Consider the following 15244-nt stretch of genomic DNA (forward strand, 5'->3'; position numbering starts at 1 on the left):
CGGAACCGGCACCGGCGGCAGTGTTCCCCGGACCGTTTCCTGGTTACTATTCCGGCTTCGCAACACGGGGGAGCCCGATGGAACCGATCGGAAGCGGTCGTGGCCCGATCTCGAGGGACTGGCTCCAGTCGGCCCTGCGAGGATTCATGCGCGCGAGCGGCGCTCCGGCCGGCCTCCTCGCCGACCTGGACGCGCCCTTCCTCGGGCCGTCGTCGGTGGCGAACCACGGGATCTCCGGCGAGGCCTGGCTCGTGGCGGTGAAGCAGGCGGCGCTCGCAGCCGATCTCGAGCCCGTCCCCGGTCCGGCGCGCACGCACTTCGTCGCAGTCGACGACGACCACGGCCAGCCGAAGCTGCTGGTGCTCCACGGGGAGTCGGGGCGATGGCGCACCCTCGCCCTCGCCTTCGGCGGGAGCGCATCGGACCCGGCCGTCCGCCGCGCGATCTCGGAGGCGCTCGAGAGGCCTCCGCCCGCAGTCCATCCTTCGATCGCGCTCCTCGACGGGATCGGGCGCCAGACCGGCCTGCCCTTCGCCCTGCTCGAGAAGCGAGAGCTGGCCTGGGCGAACCTGGCGCTCTGGAGCGCGATGGGGCTCACGGACGGCGCGCAGCTCGGCTCGGCCTTCCTGAGCCCGAAGACGCTGCTGATCTCCACCCGGATCGAGGCCGCAGCGCGCGGCGAGCTCTCGCTCCCCGGCCTCGTGCTGTCGCCCCTCCCCAACGGCGCCCAGCTCGTCCAGGCGGCGGATCCGGAGGAGAAGCTGCGCGCAGCGCGGTTCGACCGGCTGGTGAGGACGTGGGGGCTCACCCTCACCGAGCGCCACGAGCTGACCCACATCCTCCAGGGCCGCCCGTCGAAGGAGGCCGCACGGCTGGACGAGGTCTCTCCCGACACCATTCGCGAGCGCCGCCGCCGGATCTACAAGAAGGCCGGCGTGGGCGGCGCGGGACCCTTGCGCGCCCTCCTAGGCGGGCTTTCCTAGACCAAAGCGGCGCCGAGGAGCTCCCGGAGGGCCGCGACCGGGTCGGGAGCCGCCAGGCGCAAGGGGACGCCCGATGCGCCGAGGACCTCCGCGAGCTCTCCGAAGCCGGGACCGGTGTCGAGGCTGGTGACGCCCAGGGCACCTGCGGCCAGCGGCGCCCACAGCGGGCGGAGGCCGGCCTCTAGACGGATCCCGACGAGGTCGAGGACGACCTCCTCGCCGAGATCGATCGTCGCGAAGGTCCCGAGCTCGCCGGGATCGGCGGATCGGCCGAAGCCCGGGAGCCTCGCGAGGTGCGCGATCGCCCGGTCGAAGCCTGCCTCATCCGTGAAGGCGACGAGCACCTTCAGTACCCGGCTCGACGGTCGCGACCGGAGGATCCGCTGCCGGAGCGCGTGGAGCTCAGAGGGGTCCAGGAGCGGCGCCTCGGTCGCGGCGGCGGGGCCGGAGGCGCGCCTCACCGCCCCATCTCGAAGGAGCGCATCCAAGGCCTGAGCCGCCTCGAGATCGACCGATTCGCAGCGATCCAGGAGCTCCGCCACGGTGCCGCTCCCCTGCCGGAGCCGGGCGGCGATCTGCGCGGCCGAGCCGGCGAGGGCGCCGCCCTCCACCGCGAGCTCGAGGCGTTCGCTCCGGCCCGGGAGCCTCTCCGTCACCCGCGCGAGCTCGTCGGAGTGGTGGAGGGCGTCGAGGAGGAGGCGGTCCAGGCTCAACCCGAACCGGTCGGCAACGTCCGCGCGCCCGGCGTGCACCTCGAAGCTCCCCTCCTCCTGCACGAGCAGGCGGTAGACGGCCTTGAGACCGACGATTCCGGACATGCGGGCGTCGTAGATCCGGCCTTCGACGACGTCGACCTCGCCCGAGGCGGAGGCGCCCCGGACGATCAACCTGCACGTGCGCCGGTTGATCGCGAAGGCCTGGAGGAGGTCGGGGAGCTTCAGATGCGTGAGGCGCCCCCGCAGCTCGCTCTCGGGATCGGGGGCCGCTCCCCGCGCCCCGCGCAGGAGCTGATCGATCCGGCCCAGGAGCTCGTCCTGCCGATAGGGCTTTCGCAGGCTCCCTTCCACGTCGGAGAGGAGCGCCGGCGCCGGGTTGCGGCCGGTCAGGAGGACCGGGATCGCCTCGGTGCGCGGGTTGCTGCGAAGGATCCGGACGAAGGCCGACGGCTCGATCAGCCCGCACGCCTCGTCGATGAGCACCAGGTCCGGGTGCCGGAGGAGGGTGAGCTGCAGCGCCTGGGATCCGTCGCTCGCCGCGTGGATCTGGAAGCCGCGATCGCGCAGGAGCGGGCCGATCCTCCGAACCGCCTCGGCGTCCGGATCGGCGATGAGGATCGTCCGGCCCTGTGCGCTAGAAGGTGTGGAGATCATAGGTCCGCTGGAGGCGCGTCACGAGGGAGTCGACGAGGGGGGGATCGCTCGTGTGGAAGGCGAGGTCGTCCCGCCGCACCAGCGCATACGACGACTGCTCGGAGAGGAAGAGCAGGAGCTCGTGGCGGCAGCAGGGATCCTCCGCGTCGACGTAGACCGGAGTGAGAGCCGGATGCACCAGGGCCGAAGGGCCCCGCCTCCCGAAGAGGTGGACGCCCCACGAGCCCGCTCCACGGGGGAGGGCCTCGAGGAGGGGAAGCCAGTCGGCGTGCTCCTTGGGCCCGGACGTGGAAAAGACCAGCCCCCTGCCCTCGCCCTCCCGCGCGACCTCTCGGAGGATCTCCGCGCGGATCGATCGAAACAGGGAGGGGCTCATGGCGAGGCGCCGGCTCGAGGGATCCTCGGGCCCCCCGGGGTCGAGGACGTGGTCGACGCTCTGCCAGAAGTCCAGGTTCCGCTTCCGGAGCTCCACCGCCGGCGAGAGCCGGCCGAGGCGGCTGCGCTCGCGGCAGCGGTGGAGGAGCGAGTCCACGTCCCGGCCGTCGCGGCCGTGGGTGGCTGCGCCGGGCTCCAGGGCCACGACCTGGGCGCCGGCGATTCCGCGGCTGGCGAGGTCCTCCTCCGCGGCGGCGAGGGCCCTTCGCTGGAACATCAGCGCGCCGAAGTGATCCGTCTCGGGGAGCAGCACGACGAGCTCGTCGTCCGAGAGCCTCGCCACCACGTCCACGTCGCGGGCCACCCGGCCGACCGCGCCGGCGATCCCGCGGAGCAGGGAGCGGGCGGCCTCGGCACCCAGCGTCTTCTGGAGCATCGGGAGCGCGTCCACCCGGAGGAGCACGAGCGCAAAGGAGCGCCCATAGCGCTGGGCGCGCTGGACCTCCTTCGCCGCATATTCCCCGAAGAACGACGGCCCATGCGCGCCCGTCTCGGGATCGCGCAGGTCCGGGAGACGAGCCGGATGCACGGGCCGAGTCTCGTTGCGCAGGTGGCTGGTGTCAAACGGTCCCTCGGCTCCGGGCATCCAGGGCGGGCGCGTCAATATCGGAGCTCGCTCCGGACGGCGACCAGCCGAAAGCCAACTCCCTCCCGCTGCATCTCCAGGGTCACCGGCGTCCCCACCGGCCCCCGGATCCGGTCCACGGCGAGCTGGAGCGCTCCGCCGAGCGCCATGCCGTCCACCGCCAGGATCACGTCGCCCCGCCGCATCCCCGCGACGAAGGCCGGCCCGCCGCCCACGACCTCCGCCGCGACCACCTGCCCCCGGTCCAGGCCGATCGTGAGGCCGATCCCGCCGAAGACCTCCTCTCCGGGCCCGTCGCCGCGAGGGGGCAAGCGGATCTCGACGCGGGACGGGCTCCCCTCCCGTACGTCGACGATGGCCGGTGGCACGAAGCCGTGTCCGGACGCATAGGCGAAGACCGGCATCCGGCCCGGGGCAACGCCGGACAGCCGGAAGGATCCGTCACCTCCGGTCAGGGTCTGGGGCGCCTTCGGCACGTCGGCCGCCTGCCCGAAGGCGAAGGTGCCGGATCTCGAGAGCGACACCCGCGCGCCGGCGAGCGGGGACCCGTCTTTCGCGTCGAGGACCACACCCTCGATCACGCCGCCCTCCTCCAGCTCCAGCACGACCTGGGGCGAGTCGCCGCGATCCGGGACTACCGCCCGCGCCGTGGCCACTCCCGTCCCGCGGGCGCTCGCCCGAACCTCGTACGCGCCCGCCGGAAGACGGAGCCGGAACCGGCCGTCCGGCGAGAGGATCGCCTGGCTCGTTGCGCGTCCCCTCCCGGGCTCCAGCGGCGAGGCGGCCACGACGAAGTCCGACGCGGGACGCCCCTGCCGCAGGACCAGGCCGGAGAGCGCGCCGCCCGAGAGCGTCACGGTCACGTCTCCTTCGTTCGCGAAGATCCCCCGGAGCCCGCCAGCGAGCTCCTCGGCGGTCGCCTCGAGGCGCAGGGGGCCGCCGGGGACGCCCCGGAGCTCGAAGAAGCCGTCGGCGCCCGCGCTCGTGTGGGATGCGAGGGAGGGGGGTCCGGCCTCGGGCCAGACCGCGAGCTCGGCGCCCGGCACGGGCCGCCCCGCAGCGTCGACGGCCCGGCCCTGAAGCACGGCGCCGCCTAGCTGGATGGTGACCTCCGCGGCTTCGCCCTCGAGGAGCTCGAGCGGACCGACCAGGCCGCGGGCAGCGCCCCGGGCGGCCACGAGCTGCACGAACCCCGCCGGGATCCTCTCGAGGGCGAAGCGTCCGTCCGATCCCGTGACCGCTTCGGCGATGGTGCGCCCACGATCGACGGCATGGACGCGCGCGCCCACGACGACAGCGCCGGCCGCGTCGTTCACGTTGCCCGCGATCCGGCCCGACTCCCCGATCCGGATCACGATCCCCTCGCGGGTCGTGCCGGGGGCGAGCTCGATCGCGTCGCTGTACCCTGTGTCACCCTTGGTGTCGATCGCCTTCACCGTGACGACGCCGACGGGTGCGCCGACGTCGAAGGAGCCGTCCGGGCGCGAGGTCACGGCGGGATGTCCAGCGACCGAATCCAGACGGTAGGGGATCGGGAGCAGCGTCGCTCCGCCGACCGGTGCGCCTGCCGAGTCCACCACACGCCCGCGGATCCGCGCGCCACGGGAGAGCAGGAGCTCCAGCCCGCCGACGGGGCCGGCGTCCAGCGAGAGCGGGAGCGAGCGGGCCTCGTAGCCGTCCGCCGACGCCGTGAGCTCGACCTCGGCAGGAGGGAGGCCCTCCAGGCGGAAGGCGCCGACCCGATCGGTTCGGACGGAGACGCCGGCGGCCTGGAGGGTGGCCCCCTCGAGAGCGTCACCCGTGGACGCGTCGCGGACCACGCCGAAGACGGATCCGCCCCGCTGCAGCCGGAGGACGAGGCCGCCGAGTTCCTCGCCTTCCGCCAGGGGGATCGGGCCCAAGGGCTCGGAGGAGAGCGGCCCCTGGCGAGCGACGAGATGGTAGTCGCCCGGTGGAAGGGGGCCCAGGCGGAACGAGCCGTCCGCAGCCGCCGAGGCCACGGCCGCGGCCGCGCCTCCCTCGGACCGGATCGCGCGGATTTCGGCGCCGCCGGCCGGGCGTGCATCCTGGGTCTGGACCTGGCCGCCCAGGTGGCCGCCACCGAGCCGCTGCGGCCCCCGGCGCGCGAAGGGGGTCGGCTCCTGCTGGGCCTCCGTGTGGCCGGAGCCGGAGCCCGACGAGGCCGCCGGCTCAGGAGGCGTCGACGGCTCGCGCAGGAGGAGCATCACGGCCACTGCGGCGAGAGCGAGCGAAGCGGCGATGACGAGACGACGGAGGCGCATGGTCGGACGGGAGGAGCTTGGCCGCATCCAGCGGCGGACGGCAACCTCCTTTCAGAAGTCCGGGCCGAGCGCAGTCAGCGCGACGTGATGGGGCGGCCCTTGGCGATCGCGTCGGCGATCCCTTCCGCCGACCGGCGCACTGCTTCCGCCTCGGCCTCGGCGCGGCGGGCGGCAAGCGAGCTCGCGGCCCGGGCGTTTTCGGCGGCCTCCGCCCGGCGCTCCGCCGCTCGCATCCGCTCCTCGGCCTCCCGGGCGCGCAAGATCGCGGACTCCGCCCGCTCCTCCGCCTCCCGGAGCCTCCGACCCACCGGATCGTCGTTGTCCGCGCGGCCCGAAGCGTCCCGTGAGAAGGACAGGTCGTTCGCCGGATCCAGGGCGTCGAGCCGGAGCTGCCTCGCGACCGCGCGGGCCCGAGCGACCTCGGCCTCGAGGGCGGCGAGCTCGTCACTCGCGTCGTCCGACTGCCGCGAGCGCAGGCTCTCGACCAGCGCTTCCAGCTCCTCCATCCGCAGCCGGTCGGCCGCCGCGGCCGCTCGAAGCGTCACGGTCTCCGCTTCCAGCTCCTCTGCGCGCAGCCGCAGCCCAGCGGACTCGAGCCGGGCCTCCGCGAGCCCGGCGGCCAGCGCGTCGGCGCGCTCCAGCACGACCACTTCACGCACGGAGGTGGATTCGACGATCGGCCGAAGGGGCTGGAGCCGGAGCGCGTGCTCCCAGACGTCCGCGTCGTGCTCGCCGCAGACGAAGAGCCAGTACGCGGCCTCTTCGCCGCCCGCGTCGCCCTCCTCGACCGTGAGCGCCGTTCCGGTGCGAGCCGACGGCGAGACCACCCAACCCGCGATCGATCGCTGGGTCGCCACCTCTACCGACGGGAAGGCAGCGGCGAGGAGCGCAGCGGTCCGGGCGTACGCCGCGGCATCGCCGGCCTCGCAGGACCGGGAGTACCCGCTGCCGCGCACCGCGACGACGAGCCTGCCTCCGGGCGCGAGAGCGTCCCTCAGCGCGGCCAGCCCACCCTCGTCGAAGATCCACGACGGATCGTGGACCACCGCCAGATCGAATCGAGCCGCAGGGAGGGAGCCGAGGCCCTCCGGCTCGAAGCGCAGGCCGGGGCCGCCGTGCTCGCGCTGCGCCGCCACCGCCGAGGCCGGATCCCGATCCACCGACACGACCGAGGCTGCGCCGCGATCGTGCAGCGCCAGCGCGCTCGTGCCGCCGCAAGCGCCGATCGCCCCGAGCTCGAGGATCCGCGCGCCGCGGACCATCGGCTGGAGGAAGAGCTGACGGGCGAAGATGACGTCGCGAGCCGAGGTCATCGGGCCCCGTCCATCGCAGCGGCATCCTCCTCCGCCGCTGCCCTCGGGGGTTCTTCCGCCGCCGGCGCCGCCGACGGGGAGCGGGCCTGGGCCTCTCCGGTCACGGCAGGAGCCGATCCCGAATCGTCCAGGGAGCCCCTGGGCTCGGAGCCTTCGACCCGCCCCTGCATGCGGGCGAGCACGTCCCCGAGCGTATTCGTCGCCGCGATCACGCGGTCGAGGAGCCTGGCCGCCTCCCTACCCCGTCCCGTGGGCACCTGGGCGGCGAGGAGCAGCTTCTCGTTCACTCCCTGCAGGATGGCGATCGACTCGCTCAGCCGGGCCCGCCCGTCCGAGAACGCGACCTCGGCCTGCACCTCCCGCAGCCGGGCGACCTGGTCGCCCGAGATCCCCGGCAGCAGGGCGGCCCTCTCCACGTACGCCCCGCCCTCACGCAGCGCGCCGGGGTCGTCCGAGACCAGGCGCCGGTGCGCCCAGTCGAGCAGGAGGTCGAAGAGCGCCTGGTCGAGGTCCTGGCGCTCGTCGAATCGCTTCTCCGGAACCGCGGCCCAGGACGGGAGCTCGATCGGCGCGTAGGCCTTCGCGAGGTTGGGATCCTCCGGCAGGTATGCGGTCTTCCAGGAGGGCAGCCACGACCCGCGGGAGACCACGAGCCGCCGCCCCTCCGTCGCGAGGAAGTAGAAGCGCCGGTTGCGCTCGGCGAGGAGGAAGAAGGTGGACGCCGCGAGCCCGGCGATCAGCGCCAACAGCGCGAGCCGCTTGGTCCGCGCGAGCGCGCCTCCGCCCTCGTGCTTCTTCGCCTCGTCGGTCTCTCCACTCACGGCAGGTCCTCCGTACACCCTCGAAAAGGGCGCCGAGAATAATCGGGTCCCGGATCGGACCTCAAGATGGCTGGTGTCAAACGGCCCCCTCGAGGATCCCGAGGAAGCCGAGGTTTCGATACTTCTGCGCGTGGTCGAGGCCGTAGCCCACCACGAACTCGTCGGGGATCGAGAAACCGAGGTAGACGATCTCGATGGGAACGCGCATGCGGGCCGGCTTCTCGAGGAGCGAGCAGACGGCCAGCGAGGCCGGATGCCGCGTCGCGAGGTTGTCGAGCAGGTAGCGCATGGTGAGCCCGGTGTCGACGATGTCCTCCACGAGCAGGACGTGCTTCCCGGTGATCGGGTGCGAGAGATCCGAGGTCAGCTGAACCACGCCGGAGCTCTTCGTGTTTCCGCCGTAGGACGCGACGCCGAGGAAGTCGATCGAGATCGGCAGGTCGATCGCGCGCACCAGGTCGGCGAAGAACATGAACGAGCCCTTGAGCACGCCCACCACCACGAGCTCCTTGCCCTGGTAGTCGCGGGTGATCCGCGTCCCCAGCTCTCCGACCCGGGCCGCGATCGCCGCCTCGTCGTGGAGCACCTTCACGCCTGGTAGGTTCATTGGTCCAGCTCTCCCACTGCGCCATCGATACCACGTCGGGCCAGGGCCGTCGGACGGGTTCGGCTTGACGGCGGCCGCCGATATCGAGGATTTGCGGGGATCGTGCACGTCTACGACGCCGTCGCCCCCGCCAAGGTCAACCTCACCCTCCACGTGCTGTCGAAGCGCCCCGACGGCTACCACGACCTCGCGTCGCTCATGGTGCCGATCTCCCTGGCCGATCGGCTCCGGATCGAGGTCGGTGAAGGCTCGGCGGTTCGGGTGGAGGTGCCGGGCCGGCCGGAGCTCGAGGGGGACTCGAACCTCTGCGCCGCCGCGGCCCGGGCCTTCGCCCGGGAGCTCGGCTCGGCCGGGAGCGTGCGGGTGGTCCTCGACAAGCGCGTGCCTATCGCCGCGGGCCTGGGTGGAGGCTCATCTGACGCGGCCGCCGTCCTCCGCGCGCTGGCCCGCCACCGCGGCGTCGCCCTCGACGATCCCAGGCTCCACGCAGCCGCCCTCTCGGTCGGCAGCGACGTCCCCTTCTTCCTCCGCTGCGAGGCCGCCCTAGTGGGCGGGAGGGGCGAGCTCCTCCTCCCCGCCCCCGGCCTCCCGGAGCTCCTCGCCTTCGTCATCGTCCAGGCGCCCTATGGCGTCTCCGCCCGTGAGGCCTATGAGGGCCTGGCGGCGATGCGGGCCTCGGGCGAGCTTCCTCCCGGCCACGACGAGCCGCTCCCGGCCGCCCTGGGCTCCGCCGAGGAGGTCGCCGGCATCCTGACCAACGACCTCGAGGCGGCCGTGTCCCGGACCCGGCCTATCGGGGACTGCAAGACCCGCCTACTGGAAGCCGGCGTCCTGGCCGCGCTGATGTCGGGTAGTGGACCGAGCGTCCTGGGGGTGGCGCGAGACGCCGCCCACGCCGAGGCCTGCGCACGCTCCCTTCGGAGGGCGCCCGGCGAGGAGGTCCACGTCGCGAGGACGTTGAAGGCGTTCTCCGATTGAGCGAGACTCACCGATTCGTAGACGCATCGGCACTCGCCAAGACTGGGGGGCAGTCGGATGGAGATCACCGAGGTTCGCGTATTCCCGATCAACGAAGAGCGACTCAAAGCCTACGTCACCATCACGCTGGACGACTGCTTCGTGGTCCACGACCTTAAGGTGATCCACGGCAACACCGGCCTCTTCGTCGCCATGCCAGCGAAGAAGCGTAGGGACGGCACCTTCAAGGACATCGCCCACCCCCTCAACAGCGCGACGCGCGAGCGAATGGAGCAGGTGATCCTGGACGAATACGACCGGGAGGTCCGCCGGGTCGAGGTCCTCGACCCGCCGCCGCTCCCCCGCGCCGCCGGCGGACACGACTAAGGGTCCTGTCGCGGGAGCGCCGGGTTCCCGCCGCAGGAGCGCCTCCTTGGTGGGTTGCGCAGGTTCGAGGTGTCGCCTATAAGCCGCACGCGACGGCGTCGCTCGAAGGCAATTTCTCCTCGAGACGACCGCGCCCCAGGCGGAGCCCGCGCAGATGAGTCGAGACTTCAAGGTCTTTTCCGGAAACTCGAACCCCCAGCTCGCCAAGGACATCTGCGCCTATCTCGAGCGCCCGCTCTCCCGCGCAGACGTGGGCCGGTTCTCGGACGGCGAGATCAACGTCGAGATCGGCGAGAACGCCCGAGGGATCGACTGCTTCCTCGTGCAGTCCACCTGCCGCCCGACCAACGACAACCTGATGGAGCTCCTGGTGATGATCGATGCGCTGAAGCGCGCGTCGGCCACCTCCATCACCGCCGTGATCCCCTACTACGGCTACGCGCGCCAGGATCGGAAGGTCGCCCCCCGCACGCCCATCACGGCGAAGCTGGTCGCGGACCTCCTCACCTCCGCCGGCGCCGACCGCATCCTGTCGATGGACATGCACGCGGGGCAGATCCAGGGCTTCTTCAACATCCCCTTCGATCACCTCTACGCTGCGCCGGTCCTGGTCGATCACCTCATGCGGAACATCACGGATCCGGACAACCTCGTGATCGTCTCCCCCGACGCCGGCGGCGTGGAGCGGGCGCGGGCCTACTCCAAGCGCCTGGGCGCGTCCCTCGCGATCGTGGACAAGCGCCGGGCGAAGGCCAACGTCGCCGAGGTGATGAACCTCATCGGCGACGTCGACGGCAAGCACGCGGTGCTCCTCGACGACATGATCGACACGGCGGGCACCCTCACCGGCGCCGCCGCGGCGCTGGTCGAGAAGGGCGCGACCCGCGTGTCCGCCTGCGCGGTCCACCCGGTCTTCTCGGGCCCCGCGATCAAGCGCCTCGAGGAGTCGGCCATCGACGAGGTCATCGTCACCGACACCATCCCGCTCATGCCGGACGCGGCCGCCTGCTCCAAGATCAAGGTGCTCTCGGTGGCCCGGCTCTTCGGTGAGGCGATCCAGCGGATCCACTCCGCCGACTCCCTCTCCTCGCTGTTCCTCTAGACTGCCGTGTTTCGCGCGTGGTAGATCGCGCGGCTTCGCCGGCCCTCCCTGGGCCGGAAAGCAGTCAATATGCGGCTTACACAAGCGGCCGCTCGATCCCAAGGACGTCGCCATGATCCAGACGAAGCTCGCAGCCCAGGTCCGTGAGAAGACCGGCAAGGGCGTGGCCCACCGCCTCCGCGCCAGCAAGATGATCCCCGCCGTCATCTACGGCCCCCACCAGGAGAAGCCGCTGACCATCGCGGTGGATCCGAAGGCCCTCCGCGCGGCCATCCAGACGGCGCATCGGTTCAACACCATCCTCACCCTCGAGCTGGACCAGGGCGGGTCGAAGACCGCGCTCCTCAAGGACTACCAGCAGGATCCGGTCAGCCGCGAGCTGCTCCACGCCGACTTCTACGAGGTCGCGCTGGACAAGCCCGTCACCGTTCCGGTCCCGCTCGTCCTCGTCGGCAAGGCCCAGGGCGTCACCGAGGGCGGCATCCTCTCCCAGAACCGCCGGGTGATCGACGTCGTCTGCCTCCCCAACCAGATCCCGGAGAAGATCGAGGTCGACGTCACCGATATGAAGGTGAACCAGGCCCTGCACGCCTCCGACGTGAAGGCCCCCGAGGGGATCGCCCTGCGCTACCTCACGGACTTCACCATCGCCGTGATGTCGGCCCCTGAGGTCGAGGCTGCCGCTCCTGCCGCCGAGGCGGCCGCCGCGAAGCCTGCCAAGGGCAAGAAGTAAGCCTTCCTACCGTGAAGCTGCTCGCTGGCCTCGGAAACCCCGGCAAGGAATACGAATCGACCCGGCACAACGTCGGGTTCATGGTCGTAGACCACATCGCCGGGGCCGCTGGCGCGCAGATCGATCGGAAGAAGTTCAAGGCCGAGCTCGGCGAGGCCGGGCTGGGCGGCGTGAAGACGCTGCTGGTCAAGCCGCAGACCTTCATGAACCTCTCCGGCGAGTCGATCGCGGGAGCGGCGAGCTTCTACAAGATCGCGCCCGCCGACGTGATCGTGATCCACGACGAGCTCGACCTCGAGCCCGGCCGGATCCAGATCAAGGTCGGCGGGGGCCACGGCGGACACAACGGCCTGAGGAGCATCATCGCCCACCTCGGGCCGGACTTCGTCCGGATCCGCGTGGGCATCGGCAAGCCCGCTGGCCACGACACCGCCGGATACGTCCTCGGCCCCTTCGACAAGAGGGAGAGCCAGGAGCTCCCCTTCATCCTCGATCGTGCGGCGGAAGCGAGCCTCTGCGTGCTGCGGAACGGGCCGACGGCCTGCATGAACGAGTTCAACAAGCGGGACGCGCTTGCGGATCGCAAGGCGACCCGGTAGAGAGCATCCTCTCGCTTCATCGGCGAGACGACATCCTCGCTGCGAGCCTTCGGTCTCGCGGCAATCCCAGGAGGAAACATGGCAGACGAGACTGCAGTGGCAGCCGCGCCCGTGGCCAAGGTCCACGCGAGCAAGGACACCCGGCGCGAGTACGAGACGATCTACCTGGTCCGTCAGGACCTCACCTCGGATCAGCTCGACAAGATCAAGGACCGCATCAAGGGCATCGTCGACCGCGAAGGCGGCCGGGTGATCAAGGTCACCACCTGGGGCAAGAAGAAGACTGCCTTCCTGGTGGGCAACAAGCAGGCGCGCGCGGTCTACGTGCACGTGAACTACCTCGGCCAGGGCCGCGCGGTCTCCGAGGTGGAGCGCAACCTCCGCAACATCGAAGAGGTGATCAAGTTCCAGACGATCAAGCTCTCGGACGCCGTTCTGCCCGAGAGCCGCCCCACCGAGGAGGACGTCGTCCTCGAGGGCGATCGCGAGGAAGAGCAGCGCCCGGCTCGCGAAGAGGAGCGCGGTTCGCGCGGCGAGCGCGAACGCGACCGCGAGCGCGAGCGTGAGCCGGAAGGCCGCGGCGAAGAGGGCGAAGAGGAAGAGGCGGATTGACCCTTCGGGCGTGGCCTTCAGTCCACGCCCTCCGGTACGGAGTACCGAGATCCGAGAAGGAGAACGAGATGGCATTTCGTGAAGGTCCCGGCGGCGGACGCCCCGGCGGAAGTGATGAACGTGGCGGGCGCGGCGGCGATGAGCGCGGCGGCCGCGGCGGCGGTGGTGGCGGCGGCTTTGGTGGACGGCGGGGTGGCTTCGGCCGCCGCAAGGTCTGCCGGTTCTGCGCCGACAAGACCGCGACGATCGACTACAAGGACGCGGCGACGCTGAAGCTCTTCCTCACCGAGCGCGGCAAGATCATCCCCCGCCGCATCAGTGGAAACTGCGCGCAGCACCAGCGCCAGGTTGCCGCTGCCATCAAGCGTGGCCGCCAGGTTGCGCTGCTCCCCTACACCGTCATCCAGGGCTAGTCCCCCTTAGGAGAACACGCCATGAAGATCATTCTGCGTGAGAGCGTCTCCAACCTGGGGAACGCTGGAGACGTGGTCGAGGTCCGCCCGGGCTACGGTCGGAACTTCCTCATCCCCAAGAAGAAGGCAGTGCTCGCCACCGTCGGCAACATCCGCCGGATCGAGCACGAGAAGCGCGTCGCCCTCGCCCACCAGGCGAAGCTGAAGGCGGGCGCGACCGAGCTGGCCAAGCGGCTGGCCGCCGTCGAGATCACCATCGCCCGCCGCGTCGGCGAGCAGGACAAGCTCTTCGGCTCGGTGACGGCGATCGACATCGCCGAGAAGCTCGAGCCGATGAAGCTCGGGATCGAGCGGCGCCAGATCCACCTCGAGGAGCCGATCAAGACGCTCGGCACCTTCGAGATCCCGGTCCGGCTCCACCACGACGTGACCCAGGTCATCAAGGTCAACGTCGTCGCCCAGGAGTAGGCCCAGGCAGATCAACGCCTGCGCAAGGAGGCCGGTCCCGTTCGTGGACCGGCCTTCTGCGTTTCTGGGCGCCATCCGGCTCGCGAGCGCCGGCCATTCGAACCCGCGCAGCCGCTGTCCCCCGGTTGCGCTAGAGTCCCACGATGCGGCTCCGAAGCGATCGGGAGCGTGGCGAAGGCCAGCCCCGCAAGACGACCACCCTCCACGACATCGAAGCGGAACGGGCGCTCCTGGGCGCCCTCCTCATCGATCCGCGCAAGGTCGCGGACATCGAAGGCCGCCTCGCCGCGGACACCTTCTACGACCCGCTCCACCGGCAGATCTTCGGCGCGATGCTCGCGATCCCGGATCGCACCGCCATCGATCCGATCACCATCAAGGGCAAGCTCTCGGAGGCTGGCGTCCTCGACGCCGCCACGGCCGAGAGGCTGCGGGTGATCGAGGAGTCCACCCTCTCCGCCGCGAACGTCACCCACTACGTCGACATCGTGGCGGACAAGGCGCTCCGGCGCAGGCTCGCCTCGGTCGCCGACGAGATCGGGGGCCTCGCGGTCGAGGCGGGCAGCGACACGGCCGCGCTCATCGACGCCGCCGAGAAGGCCGTCTTCGAGGTCACGGACCAGGGGCGCAAGGGCGAGCCCCAGCTGCTCAAGGGCGTGCTCAAGGACACGATCGAGCTCGTCAAGAAGATGCGCTCGTCCAAGTCCGCGGTCACGGGGATGCCCACGGGGATCTACCAGCTCGACCGGCGGACCACGGGCTTCCACCCGGGCGAGCTCTTCATCCTCGCGGCGCGTCCCGGCGTGGGCAAGACCTCGCTGGCGATGAACATGGCCGTGCACGCCGCGGCGAGAGCGGATCCGCCCCGCGCCGTCGCCGTCTTCAACCTGGAAATGCCGGCGACCCAGCTCGCGCTGCGTATGATCTGCTCGGAGGCCCGGATCAGCCAGGGAAAGCTCAAGAGCGGCAAGCTCTCCGATTACGACATGGGGCTGATCATCCAGCACGCCGCGTCGCTCTGGGAGGCGCCCATCTACGTGGACGACTCCAGCTCCCTGTCGATCATGGAGCTGCGCTCGAAGGCGCGGCGGCTCAAGCAGCAGGATCCCAACCTCGGCTTCATCGTGATCGACTACCTCCAGCTCATGAGCTCACGAGGGAAGAGCGAGAGCCGCCAGCTCGAGATCGCCGAGATCTCCCGAGGCCTCAAGAGCCTCTCGAAGGAGCTGAGCCTGCCGATCCTCGCGCTCTCCCAGCTCTCCCGCGACGTGGAGAAGAACAAGCGCAAGCCCCAGCTCTCCGACCTGCGCGAGTCGGGGTCGATCGAGCAGGACGCGGATTGTGTCATGTTCATCCACAGGGAGCCCGACGCCGAGCCGAACGGCGTCGGCGGCCCGATCCCGGTGGAGCTGATCATCGCCAAGCAGCGAAACGGCGGCATCGGCGGCTTCGACATGGTTTTCATGTCGGAGTACACCCGCTTCGAGAACGCTGCCGAGGAGGGCGAGGGCCCTCCGGCCTGACCTACCCGGCCCGCTCGGGTCACAGGCCCCCGCGTTGGGCCCCGAAACGGGAA

Annotated in this window: 16 protein-coding genes; 10 read left to right on the forward strand and 6 right to left on the reverse strand. The window is 71.1% G+C overall.

Annotated elements, in window-relative coordinates:
* Positions 1–77 precede the first annotated feature (77 nt).
* Entirely contained in the window at positions 78–983 is a 906-nt protein-coding gene (locus AKJ08_RS11275) for a helix-turn-helix transcriptional regulator (RefSeq protein WP_050726158.1), read from the forward strand.
* Here AKJ08_RS11275 and AKJ08_RS11280 read toward each other — a convergent pair.
* From AKJ08_RS11280 to hpt, 6 genes are all read right to left on the reverse strand, one after another.
* Entirely contained in the window at positions 980–2353 is a 1374-nt protein-coding gene (locus AKJ08_RS11280) for a DUF4388 domain-containing protein (RefSeq protein WP_050726159.1), read from the reverse strand. The two genes, AKJ08_RS11275 and AKJ08_RS11280, sit on opposite strands and share 4 nt — an antisense overlap.
* On the reverse strand, positions 2334–3317 hold the full coding sequence (locus AKJ08_RS11285) for a GGDEF domain-containing protein (RefSeq protein WP_050726160.1): 984 nt from the start codon (positions 3315–3317) through the stop codon (positions 2334–2336). The genes AKJ08_RS11280 and AKJ08_RS11285 overlap by 20 nt, the downstream gene beginning before the upstream one ends.
* A gap of 71 nt (positions 3318–3388) precedes the next feature.
* Positions 3389–5656, reverse strand: a complete 2268-nt coding sequence (locus AKJ08_RS11290; protein ID WP_050726161.1) for a carboxypeptidase regulatory-like domain-containing protein — start codon at positions 5654–5656, stop codon at positions 3389–3391.
* A 74-nt stretch (positions 5657–5730) separates the two neighbouring features.
* A complete protein-coding gene (locus AKJ08_RS11295; protein WP_050726162.1) occupies positions 5731–6969 on the reverse strand; it encodes a class I SAM-dependent methyltransferase in 1239 nt (412 codons plus the stop codon).
* Positions 6966–7790, reverse strand: coding sequence for a hypothetical protein (locus AKJ08_RS11300; protein WP_050726163.1), 825 nt, complete (start codon positions 7788–7790; stop codon positions 6966–6968). The genes AKJ08_RS11295 and AKJ08_RS11300 overlap by 4 nt, the downstream gene beginning before the upstream one ends.
* Before the next feature lie 76 nt (positions 7791–7866).
* Entirely contained in the window at positions 7867–8397 is a 531-nt protein-coding gene (hpt, locus tag AKJ08_RS11305; protein WP_050726164.1) for a hypoxanthine phosphoribosyltransferase, read from the reverse strand.
* Positions 8398–8499: 102 nt separating this feature from the next.
* On the opposite strand from hpt, the gene ispE reads away from it, so the two are divergent.
* The 9 genes from ispE (at position 8500) to dnaB (ending at position 15191) form a co-directional block, all read left to right on the forward strand.
* Positions 8500–9375, forward strand: a complete 876-nt coding sequence (gene ispE / locus AKJ08_RS11310; protein ID WP_050726165.1) for a 4-(cytidine 5'-diphospho)-2-C-methyl-D-erythritol kinase — start codon at positions 8500–8502, stop codon at positions 9373–9375.
* Positions 9376–9432: 57 nt separating this feature from the next.
* Positions 9433–9741: a septation regulator SpoVG gene (gene spoVG, locus AKJ08_RS11315; RefSeq protein ID WP_050726166.1), complete on the forward strand. Its 309-nt coding sequence runs from the start codon at positions 9433–9435 to the stop codon at positions 9739–9741.
* A gap of 154 nt (positions 9742–9895) precedes the next feature.
* Entirely contained in the window at positions 9896–10843 is a 948-nt protein-coding gene (locus AKJ08_RS11320) for a ribose-phosphate pyrophosphokinase (protein WP_050726167.1), read from the forward strand.
* Positions 10844–10955: 112 nt separating this feature from the next.
* The gene (locus tag AKJ08_RS11325; RefSeq protein WP_050726168.1) at positions 10956–11576 is read left to right on the forward strand and encodes a 50S ribosomal protein L25; all 621 of its coding nucleotides are present in this window, start codon (positions 10956–10958) and stop codon (positions 11574–11576) included.
* 11 nt (positions 11577–11587) lie between these two features.
* A complete protein-coding gene (gene pth / locus AKJ08_RS11330; protein WP_050726169.1) occupies positions 11588–12175 on the forward strand; it encodes an aminoacyl-tRNA hydrolase in 588 nt (195 codons plus the stop codon).
* 78 nt (positions 12176–12253) lie between these two features.
* Positions 12254–12787 carry a 30S ribosomal protein S6 gene (gene rpsF / locus AKJ08_RS11335; RefSeq protein WP_240475297.1) on the forward strand — a complete coding sequence of 178 codons (534 nt, stop codon included), beginning with the start codon at positions 12254–12256 and terminating at the stop codon, positions 12785–12787.
* A 68-nt stretch (positions 12788–12855) separates the two neighbouring features.
* Positions 12856–13200: a 30S ribosomal protein S18 gene (gene rpsR, locus AKJ08_RS11340; protein ID WP_050726170.1), complete on the forward strand. Its 345-nt coding sequence runs from the start codon at positions 12856–12858 to the stop codon at positions 13198–13200.
* Between the two features lie 21 nt (positions 13201–13221).
* A complete protein-coding gene (gene rplI / locus AKJ08_RS11345) occupies positions 13222–13668 on the forward strand; it encodes a 50S ribosomal protein L9 (RefSeq protein WP_050726171.1) in 447 nt (148 codons plus the stop codon).
* Positions 13669–13811: 143 nt separating this feature from the next.
* Positions 13812–15191 carry a replicative DNA helicase gene (gene dnaB, locus AKJ08_RS11350; RefSeq protein ID WP_082343079.1) on the forward strand — a complete coding sequence of 460 codons (1380 nt, stop codon included), beginning with the start codon at positions 13812–13814 and terminating at the stop codon, positions 15189–15191.
* The last annotated feature ends 53 nt before the right edge of the window (positions 15192–15244 follow it).

The sequence above is a fragment of the Vulgatibacter incomptus genome (genome assembly GCF_001263175.1).
Classification (GTDB): domain Bacteria; phylum Myxococcota; class Myxococcia; order Myxococcales; family Vulgatibacteraceae; genus Vulgatibacter; species Vulgatibacter incomptus.